Origin of the sequence: Odoribacter sp. N54.MGS-14 (assembly GCF_000980295.1) — a bacterium.
In the GTDB taxonomy this organism is placed as follows: domain Bacteria; phylum Bacteroidota; class Bacteroidia; order Bacteroidales; family Marinifilaceae; genus Odoribacter; species Odoribacter splanchnicus.
This window is the reverse complement of sequence record NZ_LARL01000006.1, coordinates 26,371-49,123: the sequence shown is the minus strand read 5'-3', so window position 1 is coordinate 49,123 and position 22,753 is coordinate 26,371. Positions and strand designations below refer to the sequence as shown.

General features: G+C 36.9%; 16 protein-coding genes. 3 read left to right on the top strand and 13 right to left on the bottom strand.

Annotated features, from left to right (window positions below):
* Positions 1-7 precede the first annotated feature (7 nt).
* From ade to argR, 13 genes are all read right to left on the bottom strand, one after another.
* On the bottom strand, positions 8-1,636 hold the full coding sequence (gene ade / locus WS42_RS02465; protein ID WP_046404481.1) for an adenine deaminase: 1,629 nt from the start codon (positions 1,634-1,636) through the stop codon (positions 8-10).
* A 91-nt stretch (positions 1,637-1,727) separates the two neighbouring features.
* Positions 1,728-3,611, bottom strand: a complete 1,884-nt coding sequence (gene mnmG, locus WS42_RS02460; protein WP_013612903.1) for a tRNA uridine-5-carboxymethylaminomethyl(34) synthesis enzyme MnmG — start codon at positions 3,609-3,611, stop codon at positions 1,728-1,730.
* Between the two features lies 1 nt (position 3,612).
* The gene (gene ybeY, locus WS42_RS02455; RefSeq protein ID WP_087382079.1) at positions 3,613-4,044 is read right to left on the bottom strand and encodes an rRNA maturation RNase YbeY; all 432 of its coding nucleotides are present in this window, start codon (positions 4,042-4,044) and stop codon (positions 3,613-3,615) included.
* Positions 4,045-4,118: 74 nt separating this feature from the next.
* On the bottom strand, positions 4,119-4,517 hold the full coding sequence (locus WS42_RS02450) for an ATP-binding protein (RefSeq protein WP_013612905.1): 399 nt from the start codon (positions 4,515-4,517) through the stop codon (positions 4,119-4,121).
* Positions 4,510-7,203, bottom strand: coding sequence for a coiled-coil domain-containing protein (locus WS42_RS02445; protein ID WP_286728156.1), 2,694 nt, complete (start codon positions 7,201-7,203; stop codon positions 4,510-4,512). The genes WS42_RS02450 and WS42_RS02445 overlap by 8 nt, the downstream gene beginning before the upstream one ends.
* Positions 7,204-7,829: 626 nt before the next feature.
* Complete coding sequence (locus WS42_RS02440) at positions 7,830-9,023, bottom strand: murein hydrolase activator EnvC family protein (RefSeq protein WP_013612907.1); 1,194 nt, start codon at positions 9,021-9,023, stop codon at positions 7,830-7,832.
* 3 nt (positions 9,024-9,026) lie between these two features.
* A complete protein-coding gene (gene lolB1 / locus WS42_RS02435; protein WP_046404403.1) occupies positions 9,027-9,884 on the bottom strand; it encodes a lipoprotein insertase outer membrane protein LolB1 in 858 nt (285 codons plus the stop codon).
* A gap of 20 nt (positions 9,885-9,904) precedes the next feature.
* A complete protein-coding gene (locus WS42_RS02430) occupies positions 9,905-11,629 on the bottom strand; it encodes a tetratricopeptide repeat protein (RefSeq protein WP_046404402.1) in 1,725 nt (574 codons plus the stop codon).
* Between the two features lie 25 nt (positions 11,630-11,654).
* Positions 11,655-12,089 (bottom strand): dUTP diphosphatase, encoded by a 435-nt coding sequence (gene dut / locus WS42_RS02425; RefSeq protein WP_013612910.1) that lies wholly within the window; start codon positions 12,087-12,089, stop codon positions 11,655-11,657.
* 588 nt (positions 12,090-12,677) lie between these two features.
* Positions 12,678-13,163 carry a D-glycero-beta-D-manno-heptose 1-phosphate adenylyltransferase gene (rfaE2, locus tag WS42_RS02420; protein WP_013612911.1) on the bottom strand — a complete coding sequence of 162 codons (486 nt, stop codon included), beginning with the start codon at positions 13,161-13,163 and terminating at the stop codon, positions 12,678-12,680.
* Between the two features lie 34 nt (positions 13,164-13,197).
* A complete protein-coding gene (gene panD / locus WS42_RS02415; protein WP_013612912.1) occupies positions 13,198-13,548 on the bottom strand; it encodes an aspartate 1-decarboxylase in 351 nt (116 codons plus the stop codon).
* Positions 13,549-13,575: 27 nt separating this feature from the next.
* Entirely contained in the window at positions 13,576-14,415 is an 840-nt protein-coding gene (gene panC, locus WS42_RS02410) for a pantoate--beta-alanine ligase (protein WP_046450716.1), read from the bottom strand.
* A gap of 251 nt (positions 14,416-14,666) precedes the next feature.
* A complete protein-coding gene (gene argR, locus WS42_RS02405) occupies positions 14,667-15,146 on the bottom strand; it encodes an arginine repressor (protein WP_013612914.1) in 480 nt (159 codons plus the stop codon).
* A gap of 189 nt (positions 15,147-15,335) precedes the next feature.
* On the opposite strand from argR, the gene carA reads away from it, so the two are divergent.
* The 3 genes from carA (at position 15,336) to WS42_RS02380 (ending at position 22,748) form a co-directional block, all read left to right on the top strand.
* Positions 15,336-16,418: a glutamine-hydrolyzing carbamoyl-phosphate synthase small subunit gene (gene carA / locus WS42_RS02400; RefSeq protein ID WP_046450715.1), complete on the top strand. Its 1,083-nt coding sequence runs from the start codon at positions 15,336-15,338 to the stop codon at positions 16,416-16,418.
* A gap of 37 nt (positions 16,419-16,455) precedes the next feature.
* The gene (gene carB / locus WS42_RS02395) at positions 16,456-19,671 is read left to right on the top strand and encodes a carbamoyl-phosphate synthase (glutamine-hydrolyzing) large subunit (RefSeq protein ID WP_046450714.1); all 3,216 of its coding nucleotides are present in this window, start codon (positions 16,456-16,458) and stop codon (positions 19,669-19,671) included.
* 740 nt (positions 19,672-20,411) lie between these two features.
* Positions 20,412-22,748, top strand: a complete 2,337-nt coding sequence (locus WS42_RS02380; RefSeq protein ID WP_046450712.1) for a transglycosylase domain-containing protein — start codon at positions 20,412-20,414, stop codon at positions 22,746-22,748.
* Positions 22,749-22,753: the final 5 nt, after the last annotated feature.

Here is a 22,753-nt window from a genome sequence, read left to right as displayed (position 1 = left end):
AACAAATTCAATCTGCTAAAAACTTAAATTTACTATATTCGAACAATCCTCTTTCACCTATTTTCAATTCAGGTATCACAATCAGAGCCATAAAAGAAAGAGTCATAAAAGGTGAATCGAGTATACACCCATTATGATGCAAAATTTGAATTAATTTATTCCAAATCATAGCTACCTTTTCACCATTTTCATCAGTCATAATACCGGCAATAGGTAAAGATAAAATGTCAACTTCTCCCTCAGATGCCACTGAAAGTCCTCCTTTTGCTGAAATAATAGAATTAAGAGCAATCAATAAATCCTGATCATTACATCCTACTGCAATGATATTATGGGAATCATGCGATATACTACTTGCAAAAGCACCTTTTTTCAGACCTATTCCATGTATAAAAGCAATCTGAGGAGGTTTATTCTCATAACGATTCAGATAAATAATCTTGAGTATATCTCTATCCAAATCAGATTCAAAATTATCGAATGAATCATGATTTGAAAAAATTACTTTATCTGTAATTAATTCCCCATCATACACCTTGATAGAAACGATATCGGATGTTATGGGTTTTCTCAAATCGGAAAGCTGGAGTAATTTCCGATTGAATTGATTCAAATTCGAAAAATCAGAAACTTCAGCTTTAATATCCGGCATAGACCAAGAACTAGAATATTTAAGTTCACCCTGTATGTAAACTTCCGATACTGAAAATGATTTTAAGTCTTCAAATATACAAAAATCAGCAGGATCTCCTATCCGAAGTGTACCTATCGGTAAGTGATAATGTTGTATAGGATGAAGAGAAGCTATTCTCAAAACCTGAAATAAATCGAAACCATCAGCAATAGCTCTTCGAACTATCTTATCGATGTGCCCGCAATGAATCAAATCTCCGGGATGAGAATCATCTGTACAAAACATCAAAGAATAAGGATGACTATTTATCAAGGATTTTAAAGCCTCGTAATTTTTAGCTGCACTTCCTTCCCGAATTAGAATTTTCATTCCTAAAGAAATTTTTTCCAAAGCTTCGGATAAAGATACAGATTCATGATCAGTAGAAATACCTGCACTTACATATTGTTTCAAAACTTCCCCTATTATCCCCGGAGCATGCCCATCGATCGGTATATTATATTTTTCAGCTAATTTCAATTTACGCCATACTTCAGCATCTTTTTGTAATACTCCGGATATATTCATCATTTCCGATAGAGAAACAAACGAATAGTTTTGTAATAATTCCTCGATATGATCAGAATTTATTTCAGCTCCTGAATAATCAAAAGAAGTAGCGGGAACACAAGAAGGCACTGAAAAGAAAATTTTGATGGGTGCTTTCCAACTATTTTCTATCATAAACCGAATACCTTCTATTCCTAAAACATTGGCTATTTCATGAGGATCATTAATAACGGCTACTGTCCCTTTCGAAATAGCCAGTTTTGAAAATTCTTCAGGCACCAGCATCGAACTTTCAATATGTACATGAGCATCTATAAAACCAGGCGCTATGAAATTTTGATAAGAATTGGAATTTTCTAAAATATCGGTAATTATTCCATGGTCTATACAAATTGTTCCGGGAAAAATCCGGTTATTATAGATATCAATAATATTACCTTCAATTTTTTTCATCGGTTCAAAAATTCTTTTATAAAAATATTTTATAAAACACATATTTCACCCTTCGCACCTTTTTTATGTTCCACGTGAAACATTCGCCTCTTTACCGTCCCATCAATATCAAAAGAACATTAATATCAGCTGGCGACACACCACTTATACGAGAAGCCTGACCTATTGTTCTAGGTTGAATCTTTGACAATTTTTGACGAGCTTCAATAGACAAATTCGTGAGTTCTTCGTAATTAAATTTTCCAGCAATGACTAGATTCTCTAAACGGGATAATTTATCGGCTAACATTCGTTCCCGCTCGATATATCCCGAATATTTTATAGAAATTTCAGCAGCTTCAATGATTTCATCACGCAAAACAAATTCCCCGATAAAATTATTCAACGAAGGTAAAACATCAATCAAAGCCAATAATCCCACTTGAGGACGACTAAGAATATCCACCAACTTCATTCCTTGTCGGATAGGTGCTGTATTCAATGAAAGTAGAAAAGAATTGATTTCATCAGGTTTAACACTAAAATTCTTAATAAAATCAATTAACAAATCTCTCTTCTCTATTTTATCCAAATATATCTTATGTCTATTATTAGTAACTAAACCAATCTGAAATCCCTTAGGTGTCAAACGCATATCCGCATCATCTTGTCTCAATAAAATACGATATTCTGCCCGGGAAGTAAACATACGATAAGGTTCATCCACTCCTTTCGTCACTAAATCGTCTATGAGTACCCCAATATATGCTTCATCCCGATTCAATACAAATTCAACTGAAGAATGTAAAGATAAATGGGCATTGATCCCGGCCATCAATCCTTGTGCTGCTGCTTCCTCATAACCTGTCGTTCCATTGATCTGACCGGCAAAATAAAGTCCTTGAATCAATTTAGTCTCTAAAGTATGATAAAGCTGTGTAGGAGGAAAATAATCATATTCTATCGCATAACCCGGCCGGAAAATTCTTACATTCTCGAAACCTTCAATCAAACGCAAACCGGTCAATTGTACATCCCAGGGCAATGAAGAAGAAAAACCGTTTAAATAAAACTCTGTAGTAGTTTCTCCCTCCGGTTCCAAAAATAAATGATGACTGGTCCTATCGGCAAAAGTATTCAATTTAGTCTCTATGCTGGGACAATAACGAGGACCAACGCTCTGTATAGTGCCGTTGAATAAAGGACTATCGGTAAACCCCTGCCTCAAAGCATGATGTACAGCTTCGTTAGTATAAGCCATATAACAAGGCCTTTGGATCAGAGTATTCCTATAATCATAATGCAAATAAGAAAAACAATGAAAATCATTATCCCCGCCTTGTTCGGTCAATTTAGAAAAATCGATACTTTTTCCGTCTATACGGACAGGAGTACCGGTCTTCATCCGCCCCGTTTCGAATCCCAAGCTACACAATTGAGCTGTTAAACCGTGAGAAGCCGGCTCGGAAATACGGCCTCCTTCGAAACTTACCCGACCTATATGCATTAGGCCGTTTAAAAAAGTTCCGTTGGTTAAAATCACCCGTTTCGCATTAAAAACGACCCCCAAGGCTGTCTTAACCCCGTAAACCTGCCCATCTTTCACTACCAACTCTACTACATCATCCTGCCACATATCCAAACCATCCGTATGCTCGAGCTGATACCTCCAATTAGCAGAAAATTTCATCCGGTCGCATTGTGAACGAGGACTCCACATGGCAGGACCTTTCGAACGATTCAGCATTCTGAATTGAATCGAGCTCTGATCAGTCACTATACCGGTCAAACCTCCCAAAGCATCTATTTCTCTCACTATCTGACCTTTAGCAATACCTCCTATCGCTGGATTACAAGACATCTGAGCTATCTTATTCATATCCAGGGTGATCAATAAGGTATGAGATCCTAAATGAGCTGCTGCACAGGCAGCTTCACAACCCGCATGTCCGGCGCCGACAACAATTACATCATAATCCGGTAAAAGATTTGCCATTTTAAAGCGTTTTAAGAAGATCTAAGCAAATATTTTCATTTTTACGCATTTCCTTACTATCGACATCCGTTTTATCTTTAAATCCGATTAAATGAAGAACTGAATGACAAATCACCCTACAGAACTCATTTTCAAAAAAAGTAGAAAACATTTCGGAATTCGATTTCACTGTATCCAAACTAATGAATACATCGCCCGAAAGTACATCTCCTTCGCAATAGTCGAAAGTAATAACATCAGTATAATAATCGTGTTTCAAATATTGACGATTTACAGCAAGTATATAATCATCGTCACAAAAAATAAAATTGATAGCACCTACCGATTTATTATAATGTCCGGCAATCACCTCGATCCATTTACATATCAGCTTATCAGAAAAAAAAGAAGGATAGTCTGCTTTTCCTTCTCTATAAAACAAAATTTCTTTCATTGAAATAGCTTAAAAACGTTATTATAACCCAGGAAATCTTTCCCACAAAATAAAAACGCTGACACACACATTCACTACAAATTAAAAACCAAAGTCACCGTAGAACCTCCGTTTTCAAATATTAACTCATCGGACAAAGTTTTCATCAGATATAGCCCACGACCGGTTATTTTATTGATATTATCCGGTAAAGTCGGATCCGGTATAACTTCATAATCGAACCCCTCTCCTTCATCACTGACTGTCACCTTAAATTGTTTATCTGTTTTCTCAGCTACTAAACTCACCATTTTATCCGGTTGGCGTTTATTTCCGGATAAAATAGCATTATTAACCGCTTCGATAACCGATAAGCTGATCTTACCATACAATACAGACGGTAAAGCAAAATAATCAGTAAAAGTTTCTACAAAATTCTCAACTTTGACAATATTACTGATTTCTGACGAAATTGAAATTGATAATTTATTCATTCCCAAGCTTTATATAGTAATGGTTGTACATTGATTTAAAATAAGTATTTAACTTCAAATCAGACTTTTGAATATCCGTTTTAATGAAAGCCGATTTCTTTTGAAATTCAAACATCTGCTCAGGCCGATGAAACCGAGTCTGAGTGGCCGATTCAGATTTACGTTTATCTTCAAAATCCTCTTTCTCTTTTGATGCTTTTTCTGACATTAATAATTTATTATAAATTAAGTTATTCCGATTAATTAATTGACCGGAAACCGAATAATTAGCCATATCTCTAATATTTTGATCGATCAATTGGTTGATCTCATTCAATAATTGTTTTTCTCTGCTTGACATCGAACCAGCTTCTGAAATAAATTCATTCAAACTCTTTCTGAAGAGTTCGTTCTCTCTGATCATATTACTGATTCTTTGATGTAAAGGTTTACCTTTTTCACCATTTTTCATTTGAGAAACTAAATCTTCCAATTGCTTCTTCAGATTACGTTGAAATTGCTTCATTTTAGGATATCCACTATCACCTGATGAATTTCTTTGTCTTTTTTTATCGGAATTTTTTTCTCCTCGTCGTTTACCGGATCGATTTACTTCTTCCTTAGCTTTTTGTAATGCATCGGTCAAAGATAAAGCAATATCATTCAAATAATTAATAATATAATGCTGCTCCCTTAATAAATCGCTGCGTCTATTGTCCTGAATGTAACCCGGTAATAATCCGAATTTTACTTCAAGATCATAAAACTTTCGGTCCAAAAGAGAAGCTAGCATCAAATTCGACTTAGCCAAGACAGATAAACTATCTTTTATTATCTTATATTCCTGTCTTTTTAAATCCTGAATACGGCCTAACTCATTATATTTCAAACTTTGAGCTTGTACATCAGAAAATTGCTGTAACAATTCTTCCTGTGATAGCGAAATTATTAAAATATTTTGAATTATCAATTCAATATCATTCTGAGGCAAGGATTTATTAACAAAATTTCGTTCTTGTTGTTGTTTCATTCTTTTTGAAAGTTCGAAAAGATCATCTTCAATCTCTTCTGACAACTTTTTATCTTTCTTATTCCCGGATATATTTTGCCTTTGTTGCTGCATTTTCCAAGACAATCGATCGAAATCGGTCTTAAAATCTTTCAAATCGAAAGGTTCTGACAAGGTTGAATTCTCTGTAATCAACTCTTCATAATTATTTTCTATCGCTCTCAAATCATTCAATATGCTTTTGTTCCGGGAATAAGCAGAATCCCGATCGAACGATTTGTTTTCCAGTAAACGCTCTAAACGGGCCTGATCCGATTTCAATCGATCGATTTGTTTAGAAATCAAATCATGCCTCTCTTCGATTTGAAACCGTTTCAACAATTCAATATTCCGATCCAATTCTTCACTGACCTGATCGAAAGTAAATTCCATTCTTTCGTCCAAATTTTTAAATTTATCTTTCGAAAATTCTTCGGAAAGCTTTGAAAATTCATCCAACAACTGTTTTATTTCACTATCCATCAAACGGTCCAGTAAATCCTGAATCTTCTTTTGCTTATCGATCAATAAACTGTCCTGAACAGTAAAACTTCGATTCAAATCCGATTTCTTCTGATTATTTTCTTTTACAGCTTCCAATAATCGATCCAACTGCTCTTTTTTCCGGACAACCTCCTTCGACAACTGTTGCTTTTCCCAATCATCAGTCGTATTATCCAATAATTTTTCCCGTAAATCCTGGATACCGGTAACAATTTCACCTGCTATTTTCTCAGCTTTCTTCAGATCATTGTTGACCGATTGACTAACTTCCCGGTTATAATCAAAAATAGTATTCAAATCAGGAATCCGGTAAATCAGCCGGGAAGAACGGGTACTCTTCGGACCGGAGAGATTATCGTTATCAAAAACCTCAAAATAATAATTTATTTCCGTTTTATCGGTACCGGCAAATTCAGCAAAATCAAAACTAAAATAAAATTCCTGTGTATTCAAATTCTTCATAAAAGATACCGGTACAACGACAGTCCTGTCTGTTCCCAGGGAATAATTGAAGCATAGATCTGAAAATCCATAATCATCGGTAATCACCCCATAAAAATAATGAAGAGAATTTTTCAAAGAATCCTGAATCTCCGTAATTTGAATTCCAGGGTATAAATCAGAAATGCATATAATATTGAAATTCAACAATTGACGATGAGAAAAATAAGCATTACTACCGGACAATATATATTCTCCCGAAGCTTTTATCTGTCTGGAAAAATCGGTCTTAGATACCGACTTCAAAGGAATAGAAATACTTTGTTCTTTATCTTCAAAAAATAAAGAATCCAAATTAGAATAGGTCAATTCAAATTGTAAAACCGAACCGTACAACACTTGCAAATCGACTGTATTGGTTAAAATTTCGGGCTCCTTTCCTGTATAAGCAGGAGGAATAGCTACCACTCGATAACCGTCGATAGAAGGAGTCGGCAACACCCTCAAAAGATAAGAATCGCTAGTTTGATCCTGCGTTTTAAAATAAAATTTCAAATCATTATTAACCAGTTCGAAATCATACGTAAAAATTGAATCAACGGAAGTCATTAAAAATTCTCCTCCGCCATAACAAATAAAAACAGGTTTTACAGTTGCATCGGGAATGGAAAGACTCAATTGCACCTGAAAGGTCTTACCATATTCTACTTCCAAACTTCGATTTAAAATGTGAAAACCTACCTCATTCGAAGGACCCGAAACCTGTCTGTAATCTTTTAAATCCGAATAATAATCATACCATTCAAAACCGGTAAAGAAAAAAAGAACAAAAAGAAAAACAACAATAACCGATAATTTAAGATACAATATTCTGGGAAAAGACAAAAAAGAACGGGATGCGGTCAGCTGTCGATATTTTTGATTAAAAGCCGCTTGTTTTAACACTGTTTGTCCGATAACCAATTTATCCCGAAAAGCCAAATTATACACAGATATAAAAATATCGTCGACCTGACGGGGTATAACAGACGAGATTTGTTTTATAAGAATATCCCTGGATAATCGAAAAGACAAGAAAAACCGAATGAACGGTAAAAGGATAAAAAAGAAAAACTTTACTCCTAAGAGTAAAAATAAAATCAGATAAAGAACATATTTAAAATCGGGTAAAAGTCTGAAAAAAGAAAGAAGTACGGCATAGAAGAATAAAAAAAGTAAAAAAGTAAAAAGCACAACCGCTACACCCTTCAACAGATCAAATCCTAATAACTCTAATCTGAAACAGGACAATTTCCTTCTAAAATGATTCTTCAGATTCTCATACACAGATTCCATCACAATTATTTAGCTAACCAAAGCTCCGGATTCAATTTCTCTGTATCCTTAAAAACTTCAAAATTCAAAACACTCCCTTTTTCTTCGTCATGAGCAACTTTTCCGATCACCTGCTTCGTTTTAACAACATCTCCTTGATTTACTTTTACCTCCTGCAAATTAATATAGACAGTAAAATAACTTCCATGACGTATAATAACTACATAACTGTCGATATCATTCATATACATAGCCACACTAACCACTCCTTGAAAAACGGAACGCACTTCAGCATTTTTTGAAGTTGTAATTCCAATCCCCCGACTGGCTACTTCAACCAATTTATGTATCGAATGATTAAATACACCGAATTTCTCAGAAATGAATCCTTCAGTCACCGGCCAGGGTAACTTTCCCTTATTTTTAGCAAAATCGTTCGATACCAATTGTTCTTCAGGAGTCAGTTTATAAGTCGAAGTAGTGCTACCGGATTTCTTGATTTGATTGGCTATCAATTTATCCAACTGTTTAGCCAACCTCTGACGTTTTTGCATTTCGGCTTGCAATTTTTTCCGAAAATCTTTCTCTTTTTTCTGAATCTGAGCAATATATTGATTTTCTTTCAATTGTTCGGATTCTAATTCTTTACTCTGTACACCGATTTCATTCAAAGCAGTATTCTTTTGTGCAAACAAATCCTTCAATTCTTTGTTTTTAACATCCAAAGAATCGTTTACCGCCTGAATCATATGTAATTGACGTTTAGAATATTCCTGAATCTGTTGAAAGTATTTAAACCGATTATAAGCCTGATTAAAATCTGCTGAAGAAAAAATAAACATCAATTTATCTGTTTTATTCCGTTTTTTCCAGCTACCATACACCAATTTCGCATAAAGATCGAGCATCGACTTTTTGTTCTCTTCCAGTTCTTTAATACGCTGCTCATTGGCAGAAATATTATTCTGAATAAGTCCTACTTCCTGATTTAAAGAACTTAATAGTTTTTTACTCTGTTGAATCTTCTGCCTTAAAATATTCAATTTCTGAGTAGAAACAGACTTGTTCTTTTCGGCTTCCTTCAACAATGAATTTAAATAAGCGATCTCCTTTTCAGTCTTAGCTTTTTGTTTTTTAATATCACTGATCGATTGAGCTGAGACATTTATCTCAAGCGAAAAAAACAAAACTAACAATATACCTAAAAACTTGTAGATCATGAATTATTCTATTCTTTTAAATTTAGGAGAAATTTTAAAATTCGGTTCCAAAGGTACGTCGAAATCTATTTTCAAAAATTTTAATTCCAGACTGGTTTTATTATTTCCAACCGCTAATTGGAAGACAATCTTTTCCGGAAAATTCTTTTCCGAAAACTGTTTAAATGCTCCATAATTCACACTCACAGACATATCTTCATCCAGATCTTCTACAGATACTTTTACAGGCCGGAAATACTCAGGATCTATTAAAATCCGCTGCAAAACCAGCATAAAATCTTTATTCTTTCGTTTTTTCTTATAGAATTTTTTGATCTTACGGCTAATTGCCCTTTCTTCTACAGTAGAAAGTTCATATCCCAATTCTGTCTTATCCAATTTATATTTCTTTTCCTTACCTAAACCTGCACAATCCTGAAAATCAAAAAAAGCATTCGTGATGATCTTCTCGACACAATCGAAACTTACCCGGACATCGAACTTATCATAAAAATAATCATAATCGGCTACAAAGAAGTTCTTATGATAAGTGTCTACAAATTTGATACTGTCTTTAGTCAATAAAATACGTGCTACTCCGATTCCTAATGGTGCTGTAACATTAGCCTGAATAAAACTATCCCGCTTAATTTTCAGAGAAGCCTTTAAACTATTGGATCCTTTCCCGTCTTTATAGGAAATATCCATCTTTTTAGCAAACAAAGTAGAATATTCCAATTCATTATTTTCGATATTTTTCAATAGCCGGCCTTCCGTTATAGAAGGAATATTCTTTTTTACCGCTATCTGTTTAGCAGAACGGCAAGACACTATTGAAACAACTACGATTATCAACAAAAATATATGTCCACCCAGTCTCATTTCATTCAATTCATCGTCTTTTAATCGGATAATTTACCGGATTGTATCTTATCATTCAATTCTTCCGAAACCCCACCTCCCATTTCAGCTGCTTTTTTCCACATCTTCAAAGCTTCCTGGTGTTCTCCACTCCGATACAGGATATCACCATAATGTTCATAAAGCACACCGGAAGGATCCTTATCCTTTTCTATAGCTAATTTAATATAATACCTGGCTTGAGAATATTCTCCCCGTTTATACAACACCCAGGCATAAGTATCCAGGTAAGTTGCATTATCGGACTCCATAGCGACAGCCTGTGAACTCATTTTTTCCGCTAAAGCCAGTCTTTCATTCCGCAAAGAGAGATAATAAGCATAATTATTCAATACCAATATATCGTTCGGATTAATTTTCAATACTTCGTCGAACATCTTGAATGCCCTCTCCACGCTATCCAAATTGTAATAACAATCAGCTAAATAAGAATAAAACTGGGATCTTAATTCGGGCTTATCGTCTGTCAACTCAACGCCTTTTTCGAACAAAGGCAAAGCTTCGGCGAATTGTTTTTGCATCATCAAAGCGATTCCCGATAAAGCATAGGGTAAAGGTTGTTCCGGAAAATACTTTATAGCTTCTATTCCATGCCGATACATACAAGTGGTATCTCCCATCTCGTTACACATCAGCAGCAATTCTTCCCAAATCAAATAATTATTTTTGTCCTTCGAAAGAATATACTCCAATTCATTCCGTGCTTCAGCCAATTTATGATCTTTTTTCAGAAAATCCGAATGTAAAGCCCTTACCGACAAATCGTCGCTATATTTTTGCATCAATAGATTCATATAATTATCCAACTGACTATCGCTTGTCAATGTCGTATCAGGATTCAGAATCAACTTCAGAATATATTGTATTTTATATCCATTCTCGATTTTATCACTGACCAAAGCTTCTTTCGTATGTCTATCGGCTTCTTTCAATTCTTTCTTACTCCGATAATAATCAGCCAAATAGAAATGAACAAAACCGTTATCAGGCTCGGCCTTCAATATACGATCCAGAATTTGTAATCCTTTTTTATCCTGATTATAATTGAAATAAAGTTCGGCTAATAAACTAAGGTATTCGCTCTTATCCGGGAACTTCCGAATCAACTTTAACAATTCGTTGGATGCTTTCTTAACATCATCGAGTTTAGTATACAACTTAATTTTTTCGATAGATACAGGTTCGGTTATGCCGTTCTGTTGTTCATAACGGTCGAATACCTCGATCGCTTTCTGCCATTTCTCGACAGAGATATATAACTCCGCTTCGATCAAATAAAATTCTTCTTTATTCGGATATTTAGCAATGATATCGGCATATACATTACAAGCCTCTTCGATCATTGCTTTCTTTTGCAAAATATTGGCTAACAATATTTTATACCACATATTATCCGGATTTCCGGCCACAGCCTCACGAGCTAATTGCAAAGCACCGTTATAATCTTCACCTGCAGTCAAAATACCGGCTATTTCATATTTTGCAACTGAACTGGAAGGAAGAATTTTAAGGCAATTATCGAACCATCCGATAGCAGCCTGATAATCCCCGGTAATTTTACTCCTGACCCCTTCCATAAAAGAATAGTCAAATTCTAATCTGGTTTTCTCATCTAGCTCCTGTATGTTCTCCGTTTTCTTTTTTTTATCGGCAAAAGCAGGTAAAATAAAAAGAAAAAAAAGTATGAAAGCAATCCATCTTACCATATTTTTCTATTCTTTAATTTTATAATTATTTTTTTCCTGTATGACCGAATCCTCCGTCTCCCCGTTCGCTGTCCGATAGTTCATTTACTTCTATCCATTCGGCTTGTTCTACCTTGTTAATGACCATCTGACAAATTCTTTCTCCGTCTTCGATCGTTATCATATTATTAGAGAGATTCACCACGATAACTCCTAGTTCACCACGATAATCGGCATCTAAAGTTCCCGGACTGTTCAATAGTCCTAAACCTTCATTTAAAGCCAACCCGCTACGGGGACGGATTTGTGCTTCATATCCCTCGGGTAATTCGATAAATAAACCTGTTGGGATCAATTTTCTTTCCAAAGGTTTCAACGTGACGATTTCTTCCAGATTAGCCCTAATATCCATACCAGCCGAAGCTTTTGTTTTATATTCAGGTAGCGGATGTTTTGAACGATTTACAATTTTGATTTCCATTTATCTTAGATTATTCCTATTTTAATACAATCTTCAAACTTACTACTTTTTATTTTTCAAAGGAAATAGCTTTCCATAAAAATTTGAATAAAGTGTTTTGCAAAGTTACACAAAGACGTTTTTCAACAATCATATATTCATTATTATATTTTTATTCTTTTATAAAAAAAATGATGATTATAATAGACTGTTAGTTGTCTTCAAAAATGTTGATCGATTTATTTGATTTTATCGTTCTTAAAAATTGGAACTGTGTTTCTAACATGATATTGTAATATAATATGTTTTTATTCAATAATTTATATGAGTTATTAACAATTGTCAGTAACCTATTTCACAGAAAAAAAATAGATTTTGAACTGTGGAAAACTGTTAGTAATTTGTATAAATGTTTTGAGATAAAAATGAATTCTTTTCTTGGTTATTCGGGTGAAATATCGAATAAGAGTTGAAAACGAGATATCCAAATAAAGATATGAGTTTCTTTAAGTAGTTTTCAACAGCCGATTAATAACTTTTCAACAATATTTTTCTAAGCAACAATCTCCGGGAATTGATTCGATCAGAAAATATAATTACGCTGATCAATTATAGCTTTTGCAGAATAGAAGTGGTAGAAAAACCGGGAGTAAGATCTATTGTTATAATTTCCCCTCCTTTTGCTTTTACGATGTCGTAACCTACAATTTCTTCGGGTTTATAATCACTTCCTTTTACTAAAATATCGGGTTGAATAAACCGGATCAGTTCCAGAGGAGTATCTTCGTCGAAGAAAATAATTTTGTCTGTAAAAAGAAGTGAAGCAAGTAAGAGAGCCCGGGCTTCCTGGTTATTGACAGGACGTTTATCACCTTTTAATCTTTTGACCGACGCATCGGTATTCAATCCTATAACTAATTTTTGGCCAAGACCGGCAGCTTGGGCGAGATATTCGATATGTCCCCGGTGCAGAATATCGAAACAACCATTCGTGAAAACAATTTTTTCTTCTTTAAATCTCCATTGACTCAAAGTATGGATCAGAGTTTCTTTTTCTCTGACAATTTTATTTTCTATGAATGATAAGTAATTCATTTACAATTATTTTAATCTGGGATTTATTCCCAGATCATATCAATCGATTGGTATTGGTGTCCGGAAATACCAAGGTTGGCGTATGTTTTTTAGCTTCTTCGAAGTCCATCGATGCATAGGAAATAATGATGACCACATCTCCTACTGCACATTTCCGGGCCGCCGGGCCGTTCAGACATACGACACCTGAGTTTCTTTCGCCTTTAATGACATAAGTTTCTAATCTTTCTCCGTTGTTTACATTGACGATCTGAACTTTTTCATTCTCGATAATATTAGCGGCTTCCATTAAAGCTACATCGATCGTTATGCTACCTACATATTGAAGGTTAGCTTCAGTGACGGTTGCTTTGTGGATTTTAGATTTGACTACTTCTATAAACATGATGATAATTTTAAAATGGATTTAAAATTAGAATACAATGTTATCTATCAGTCGGATTTTTCCGGCATATACAGCTATACAAGCTACTTTAGTTCCTTCTTCTGACCAGTTTTCCACAACTTTTAGAGTGGTATCGTCGACAATTTCGACATACTCTGTTTCCAGGTATGGATTATTGTTGATTTCGTCAGCAATCCATTTTTTCAATTCACTGACATTCATTTGTGAAGCTAAGTTACGAGCTTTTTTTAAAGTAGCGTATATGTGAGGAGCATTTTTTTTGTATTCTTCATCGAGCAATGTGTTACGTGAACTTTTGGCTAGTCCATTTTCTTCCCGGATAATCGGACACGGAATGATTTCGATGTTGTATTTTAATTGTTTCACCATATTTTTGATAATAGCGATTTGCTGGAAATCTTTCATTCCGAAGAATGCTTTATCGGGTTGAACAATATCGAATAAACGACTCACTACCTGACCTACTCCATTGAAGTGACCCGGTCTTTTCGCTCCTTCCATCACTGTTTCTATATATCCGAAATCGAATTTTCGGGTATCCGGTTCCGGATAAATTTCTTCAACAGAAGGTGCGAATGCGATATCACAATCTACTGTTTTCAGTAATTCGATATCTTTGTCCAGTGTTCGGGGATATCTTTTCAGATCTTCCTGATCATTGAATTGTGTTGGGTTGACAAATATACTGACTACAGTGATATCACTATTGTGTTTACTTTCTTTTACGAGGGATAAATGTCCTTCATGTAAAGCTCCCATTGTGGGAACAAATCCGATTTTTTTTCCTTCTTTACGGAGATTTTCCAGAAGGCTAATTAGTTCATTTTTAGTGTTTAAAACTTGCATGATACTTCGTTAAAAATACGGGATGCAAGTTTACGAACTATTTTTATAATTAGGAAATGAACTAGCTTAAATTATTTTATTAAGGTTTAAGGAAAAAAAGAAATCTGCTATTTCCGGACTTATCTAATGTATTGAGAGTTAAAACGGATAAAATATTCGGTTGTACAGCATACTATAGAGTTTATAAAGTTTATAAAAGTATAGAGGTGTCCTTCGGACAGGATTTATGGAACTTTTTATTCAGAAAATATTTATTTATATAAGGTATGGATAGCCGGATGGACGGAAGTCAATGCTTCGATTAATTCGCTTCGGCTGACTCCTTCGCGCATAACGATAAAAATAGTATCGTCTCCTGCAATAGTTCCCAGAATTTCAAAGTAATTTTCACTGTCTATGAGGACGGTTACTGCATTGGCATATCCGGGCAAAGTTTTGATAACAGCCATATTGCCCGAAAAATCGATACTTAGTATGGTGTCGGTGATAATAGCCGAAACTTTTTCTTCCCGTTGTTCATTTTGAATACTTTCAGGAATTACATAAATATACCCTTTTTCTTTATGCGGGATTTTGGCAACTTTCATAAATTTCAAGTCCCGGGATAAAGTGCTTTGGGTAGCTTCGACGTTCATTTCTTTCAAACGGAACAATAATTCTTCTTGTGAAGAAATGAGTTCCGATTCGATCAGTTTGCGTATAGTTAAAAGTCTTTTGGTTTTATTTCTCATAAAATGATATCGTTAAATAATGGTCATAAGGCAAAGATAGAGATTAAATTCAGAATTTGAAATGATATCGATTTTGAATATGTGAATATAAATGCATAAAAAATGCATAAATATTCTTGTAGTGATATGAAAGTTTTTTTACCTTTGCGCCAATTTGGACGTTTGATAAATTAGTTCATTTAAATAGATATGCAAAATTTAAAGAAAGCGCGTTTAGTTCTGCAGGACGGAACTGTTTATGAAGGAACTTCATTTGGATATGAGAAGTCGGTTTCCGGTGAAGTAGTGTTCTACACGGCGATGACCGGTTATCCGGAAAGTTTGACGGATCCCTCCTACAAAGGTCAGATTTTGGTTCCTACCTATCCTATGATCGGCAATTACGGAGTTCCGGTGGATGATGAGGAAAACGGGGTTTCAAAATTTTTCGAATCGGATAAAATTCATTGTACAGCGATTATCATTTCCGATTATTCATTTGCATATAGTCATTGGAATTCGCAAAAAAGTCTCGGACAGTGGTTGAAAGAACAACAGGTACCGGGACTTTTTGGTATAGATACACGGGCATTGACAAAGAAATTGCGTGAACATGGAGCTATGTTGGGAAGAATAGAATTCGATAATATTTCGATTCCTTTTTATGATCCCAATGAACATAATATTGTGGCCGAAGTTTCTACGAAGGAAGTAGTGGAGTACGGACATGGAAAATATAAAGTGATCTTAGTGGATTGTGGGGTGAAGTATAACATTATTCGTTGTCTTTTGAAACGGGATGTGACCATTAAACGGGTTCCCTGGGATTATGATTTTACTCAGGAAGAGTGTGACGGATATTTTTTGTCCAACGGTCCCGGTGACCCTGCTAAATGTGATATAACCATCAAGCATATTAAAAAAATTTTGACCGGTGATAGACCGATTATGGGGATTTGTTTAGGCAATCAGTTGATGGCAAGAGCTGCCGGTGCTGTGACTTATAAATTAAAATACGGTCACCGCAGTCATAATCAACCGGTGATGCAGCCCGGAAGCAACCGTTGTTATATTACTTCACAAAATCATGGATTTGCTATCGATGATAAAACATTACCGATAGATTGGGAACCTCTTTTTGTGAATGTCAATGACGGTACTAACGAGGGGATACGCCACAAAACCAAACCTTTTTTTTCGGCACAGTTCCACCCCGAAGCTTCCAGTGGGCCTGTAGATACAGAATATCTGTTCGATAAGTTTATCGAGAACATGGGAAAAGGTAATAAGTAAAACATTTCAGGTAAAACCAGCTAAGATTAAAATCGACATGAAGGAAATAAATAAAATATTATTATTGGGTTCGGGAGCATTGAAAATCGGTCAAGCCGGTGAATTCGACTATTCTGGATCCCAGGCTTTGAAAGCCATCCGTGAAGAGGGAAAATACAGTGTGCTGATTAATCCGAATATTGCTACTGTGCAGACTTCGGAAGGGGTGGCCGATAAAATTTATTATTTACCGGTTACTCCTGAATATGTAGAAGAAGTCATCAAAAAAGAACGGCCTGATGGTATTTTGCTTTCTTTCGGGGGGCAGACTGCATTGAATTGTGGTGTCGAATTGTATCAGAAAGGCATCCTTGAAAAATATGATGTGCAGGTATTGGGTACTCCTGTGCAGGCGATTATCGATACGGAGGACCGGGAGATTTTTGCCAATAAATTACGCGAAATAGATGTAAAAACCCCTCGTAGTATTGCTGCCAATAGCATGGAAGAAGCCATCGCTGCTTCGAAAGAACTCGGTTTCCCGATTATTGTACGTGCTGCCTACACTTTAGGAGGTTTGGGTTCAGGCTTTTGTTCCGATGAAGGAGAACTTCGTAAATTGGCTGCCAGTGCTTTCTCTTATTCGCCTCAGGTGTTGATCGAAGAATCTTTGAAAGGTTGGAAAGAAGTAGAATATGAAGTTGTCCGTGATCAGTACGATAACTGTATCACCGTATGCAATATGGAAAATTTCGATCCACTGGGAATTCATACCGGTGAAAGTATCGTAGTGGCTCCTTCTCAGACTTTGAGTAACAGTGAATATCATAAACTTCGGGCTATCGCTATCAAGATTATTCGTCACATCGGAATTGTCGGAGAATGTAATGTTCAGTATACCCTGGATCCGAACTCTGAAGATTACCGGGTGATCGAGGTGAATGCCCGTTTGTCCCGTTCCAGTGCTTTGGCCTCGAAAGCGACGGGTTATCCCCTGGCTTTCGTGGCTGCCAAATTAGGATTGGGATACGGTTTACATGAGATTAAAAATTCTGTTACAAAAGTGACTACCGCTTGTTTCGAACCGGCTTTGGATTATGTCGTTTGTAAAATTCCGCGCTGGGATTTGAATAAGTTCGAAGGAGTGTCCAAGCTGATCGGATCCTCTATGAAGAGCGTCGGAGAAATCATGGCTATCGGACGTACTTTTGAAGAAGCGATACAAAAAGGACTCCGGATGGTGGGACAAGGTATGCACGGATTTGCCGGAAATAAGATTGAAATCCCGGATATCGATGAAGAATTGGTGAATCCCACGGATAAACGGGTTTTTGCTATCGCCGAAGCTTTCGACAGAGGATACGATGTGGATAAAATACATGAGATGACACGTATCGATAAATGGTTTTTGGAGAGGTTACAAAATATCCATTATCTGAAAAATGAGCTGAATAAATATTCGACCATTACAGGAGTGAGTTCTGTTCTGCTTCGGAAAGCAAAACAAATGGGATTTTCAGATTTTCAGATCGGACGTCTGACAATCAAAGACGATCGGCTGACTGCTCATCAAAAAATGCTGGAAGTGCGTGAATATCGGAAAGGATTGGGAATTTTACCTTGTGTTAAACAGATAGATACGTTGGCCGGAGAATATCCGGCAATGACTAATTACCTGTATGTGACCTATAATGGGACGGAAAACGATATTCAGTATGAACATGACGGCCGGTCGGTCATTGTACTGGGTTCCGGAGCCTATCGGATCGGTAGTAGCGTAGAATTCGACTGGTGTGGGGTCAGTGCTTTGAATACGATCAATAAGATGGGATACCGTTCTGTGATGATTAATTATAATCCGGAGACGGTGAGTACGGATTACGATACCTGCGATCGTCTTTATTTCGACGAATTGTCTTTCGAGCGTGTGATGGATATTGTAGAGCTGGAAGAACCGAGGGGAGTGATTGTTTCTACCGGTGGACAAATTCCGAATAACCTGGCGATGCGTCTGAACGGTCAGCATGTCAATATTTTAGGTACATCGGCAGAATCTATCGACCGGGCCGAAGACCGTCAGAAATTTTCCACGATGTGTGATCATCTGGGTATCGATCAACCCCGCTGGAAAGAATTGACTAGTCTGGAGGATATTTATACGTTTGTCGATGAGGTCGGATTTCCTTTGTTGATTCGTCCTTCATATGTCCTTTCCGGAGCTGCAATGAATGTTGTATCCAATAGGGAAGAATTGGTTCATTTTCTCGAACTAGCTGCTGAAGTATCTAAAGATCATCCGGTTGTGGTGACCGAATTTATCGAACAGGCTAAAGAAGTAGAGATAGACGCTGTAGCTCAGCATGGAGAAATAAAAGCCTATGCCATTAGTGAACACGTAGAGTTTGCCGGCGTACATTCCGGAGATGCTACGATTGTCTTTCCGGCACAAAAACTATACGTGGAAACCATGCGGCGGATTAAAAGGATTGCCCGTGCTATTGCGAAAGAACTGAATATTTCCGGGCCTTTCAATATGCAATTCCTGGCCAAAGACAACGATATCAAAGTGATCGAATGTAACCTGCGTGCTTCGCGGAGTTTTCCGTTCGTATCGAAAGTTTTGAAATATAACTTTATCGAAATGGCAACCCGGATTATGTTGGGTGAACATGTAGCCGAATTGAATAAATCGGTTTTCGATTTGGATTATGTCGGAGTCAAAGCTTCTCAATTTTCGTTTGCCCGTTTGTTAAAGGCCGATCCGGTGTTAGGAGTGGATATGTCGTCTACCGGAGAGGTGGGATGTATCGGTGAAAACTATTACGAAGCTATCTTAAAGAGTATGATTTCTGTAGGTAACCGGATTCCTGAAAAGAATATTCTGATTTCTTCGGGCCCCAGCCGTTCAAAAGTGGAATTACTCAATTCTACAAAAATGCTCATTGCCAAAGGATATCATATTTTTGCAACAGCAGGCACGGCTAAGTTCTTTGAGGAAAACGGTATTCGTGTCACCATCCTTCATTGGCCCGACGAAGAGAAAGAACCGAATATTATGGACTACCTGCGGAATAAAAAAATAGATATGGTGATTAACATTCCGAAGAATCATACAAAACGGGAATTGGATAACGGTTATAAAATTCGTCGGGCTGCCGTGGATTATAATATCCCTCTGATTACCAATGCTCGTCTGGCCAGTGCTTTCATTTATGCCATCTGTAAAGTCGACCGGCAAGATATAGCGATCAAAAGCTGGGACGAGTATAAATAATTTGCGTTTGGTTTGAAAAGCTTTTATAATTCATTTTTTTATTGAATTATAAAAGCTTTTATTTTCAATAATGCAGATATATTCAGCATTTAAATCGGACTAACCACCGCTAAGATAAAGTTCTCTGATTCTTATTTTAGAATTTTACCTTGTTTTCTCAGCTTGGTTAGGAGATTCTGAATTTTATATTTTTTCTGAGTATAAGATAAGTTATCCGGTAATTTATTGAATAATAATTTGATGGTTTCTTGTTTTTTCAACGAGTAATGATTTAAAAGCAAATACAGTAATAAATCATTGCCGAGTTCTTTATTTTGTGAATATTCTATTTTTTATTCTGTTTTCTGTGCTATGGATTTTGATAAAAACAGGTTGGGTTTCCTGCCTCCGATTAGTCAAACCGACGACATTAATTTGACGGTAAGCCCGAAAACGATCGGTGATCAAACAAGACGCTGACCGTTTTTTTTTATCTGATTTTCATTATCTTTGGCACATAATAAAAACGATACCGTTTTTATTGTTGAGAATTCCTTTGGAATTGTGGAGAGAACATTCGATTCTGTTGGGAGAAAATCCTTGGGATTTTCTGTTAAGAGCATTCATTGTCAAATTGAATACAAAAGCTGTAGGTTTCTCCTAACAGAGTTTCTCGCTTTTTCGAGAAGAACAATGTTTTCTAAACAAATCGAGAGCTTCTAAACAATAAAAGCGGTGCCGATAAATTTTGATGGAAGAGTATGTTTAAAAAATATTGGAAATTCTTTGTGATCTTTTGGTCGGTAGTGCTGGTAGGCATTATCGGGGTTTTTGTTTTCTTTTGGTTGATATCGGCCGGGAAATTAGGATTTATGCCTACATTCGAAGAATTGGAGAATCCCAATAATCGGTTTGCTTCCGAAGTTTATTTTGCCGACGGGCCTATCATGAACCGTTATTTTGAGAAGGAAAACCGGAAATATATCGAATACCGGGAAATTCCACAATCTGTGATCGATGCGTTGATCGCTACCGAAGATGTCCGTTTTTACGATCATAGCGGAGTCGATGTGAGGGGATTGTTCCGGGTAGCTAAGGGATTACTTACGGCTAATACTTCGGCTGGAGGTGGAAGTACCATCAGTCAGCAATTGGCGAAAATGCTTTTTCCCCGTGAATCTGATTTGAATGTGTTTGAATTGGCGATTCGTAAATTCCGGGAATGGGTGATTGCAGTACGTTTGGAAAAAAGCTATACGAAAGAAGAAATTCTGACCATGTATCTCAACAAATATGATTTTCTGAATCTGGCTGTAGGAATCAGCTCGGCTGCAGATATTTATTTCCAGGTTCCCTTGGATTCGTTGAAAGTCGAACAGGCGGCTATGTTGATCGGGATGGCTAAGAATTCTTCTTACTATAATCCGGTCCGTCGTCCTGAGCTTACTTTAAACCGCCGGAATGTCGTTTTATCTCAAATGTATAAATACGATAAAATCACCCGCGAAGAGTGTGATTCTTTAAAGAAGTTACCCTTGGGATTGAATTTTAAACGGGTCGATCATAAAGAAGGATTAGCAACTTATTTCCGGGAATATCTTCGTTTGTTTATGACTGCGAATAAGCCCGATAGAAAACGTTACAGAGATTTATCACAGTTCAGGCTGGATTCGATTGTCTGGGAAACCAATCCTTTGTATGGGTGGTGTAAAAAGAATGTAAAAGTAGACGGTTCGCATTATGATTTGTATTCCGATGGATTGAAAATCTATACGACCTTGGATTCCAGAATGCAGAAATATGCTGAAGAAGCTGTACGCGAGCATCTTTCTCAGGATTTGCAGCCTTTATTCGATAAAGAAAAAGTGAAAAAACTCCGTCCTCCTTTTTCTAACGACATGACACCTGCCGAGATTGAAGAGGTGCTGGACCGTTCTATCCGTCAGTCCGAGCGTTATCGGGTACTGAGTAAGCAAGGGATGAGTTTCGACGAAATCCGGAAGACGTTCGATCAACCTTTGGAAATGCAGGTATTTACCTGGAGCGGTATCCGGGATACAGTGATGACACCTTTGGATTCTATCAAACATTATAAATCATTTTTCCGCTCGGGATTTATGGTTATGCAGCCTCAGACAGGTTATATCAAAGCTTATGTCGGCGGACCGGATTACCGTTATTTTATGTACGATATGGTGAGTGCCGGAAAGCGACAGGTCGGTTCTACCATCAAACCGATCTTATATACCCTGGCTATGCAGGAAGGTCTCGGGCCTTGTGATAAAGTGCCGAATATTCCCCAAACCTTTATCCTTCCGACAGGTGAACCCTGGTCGGCACGGGGAGGTACGAAACGTCAGGGAGAAATGGTTACTTTACGTTGGGGATTGGCCAATTCGGAGAATAATATTTCGGCTTGGGTATTGAAACAATTTACTCCCGAAGCTGTTGCTCAAATGGCCCATAAGATGGGGATTACCAGTTTTATCGATCCGGTACCTTCTGTATTTTTAGGTACTGCTGAAATTACGGTAAAAGAAATGGTGGCAGCTTACTCGATTTTTGCGAATAAGGGTGTATACAATTCTCCGCTGCCTGTCTGCCGGATTGAAGATAAGTACGGGAACGTACTTCAGGAATTCCGTCCCGAATCCCGCGAAGTCATTACTGAGAATACGGCTTATCTGATGTGTAATTTGCTGGAAGGCGTAGTGAATAGCGGGACGGGTGTTCGTTTGCGTTATAAATATAAACTGACGAATCCAATGGGAGGAAAAACCGGTACCACTCAGCAGCATGCTGATGGTTGGTTTATAGGTGTTACTCCCGACTTGGTCGGTGGTGTTTGGGTTGGAGCAGAGGATCGTTCCATCCATTTCCAGAATTTGGCTAATGGACAGGGAGCTAATATGGCCTTGCCTATTTGGGCTAAATTTTTGCAGAAAGCTTACGCCGATTCCGGGCTGAAGATGTCCGGCCGTCCTTTCGACCGTCCCGCCGGAATCAGCAAGCGCCTGGATTGCGATGAGACGATTTCCGAGGCAGAGGCGAAAGAGATGAATAAAAGCCTCCGGGAAGATGAGGAGGAATTTTATTAACCGGA

Coding starts and splice junctions, on each gene's coding strand:
- carB (WP_046450714.1), top strand. CDS start 16,456: ATGAAGGAAATAAATAAAATATTATTATTGGGTTCGGGAGCATTGAAA.
- WS42_RS02440 (WP_013612907.1), bottom strand. CDS start 9,023: ATGATCTACAAGTTTTTAGGTATATTGTTAGTTTTGTTTTTTTCGCTT.
- panC (WP_046450716.1), bottom strand. CDS start 14,415: ATGCAAGTTTTAAACACTAAAAATGAACTAATTAGCCTTCTGGAAAAT.
- dut (WP_013612910.1), bottom strand. CDS start 12,089: ATGGAAATCAAAATTGTAAATCGTTCAAAACATCCGCTACCTGAATAT.
- argR (WP_013612914.1), bottom strand. CDS start 15,146: ATGAGAAATAAAACCAAAAGACTTTTAACTATACGCAAACTGATCGAA.
- panD (WP_013612912.1), bottom strand. CDS start 13,548: ATGTTTATAGAAGTAGTCAAATCTAAAATCCACAAAGCAACCGTCACT.
- rfaE2 (WP_013612911.1), bottom strand. CDS start 13,163: ATGAATTACTTATCATTCATAGAAAATAAAATTGTCAGAGAAAAAGAA.
- WS42_RS02450 (WP_013612905.1), bottom strand. CDS start 4,517: ATGAATAAATTATCAATTTCAATTTCGTCAGAAATCAGTAATATTGTC.
- carA (WP_046450715.1), top strand. CDS start 15,336: ATGCAAAATTTAAAGAAAGCGCGTTTAGTTCTGCAGGACGGAACTGTT.
- ade (WP_046404481.1), bottom strand. CDS start 1,636: ATGAAAAAAATTGAAGGTAATATTATTGATATCTATAATAACCGGATT.
- ybeY (WP_087382079.1), bottom strand. CDS start 4,044: ATGAAAGAAATTTTGTTTTATAGAGAAGGAAAAGCAGACTATCCTTCT.
- WS42_RS02380 (WP_046450712.1), top strand. CDS start 20,412: ATGTTTAAAAAATATTGGAAATTCTTTGTGATCTTTTGGTCGGTAGTG.
- mnmG (WP_013612903.1), bottom strand. CDS start 3,611: ATGGCAAATCTTTTACCGGATTATGATGTAATTGTTGTCGGCGCCGGA.
- lolB1 (WP_046404403.1), bottom strand. CDS start 9,884: ATGAGACTGGGTGGACATATATTTTTGTTGATAATCGTAGTTGTTTCA.
- WS42_RS02430 (WP_046404402.1), bottom strand. CDS start 11,629: ATGGTAAGATGGATTGCTTTCATACTTTTTTTTCTTTTTATTTTACCT.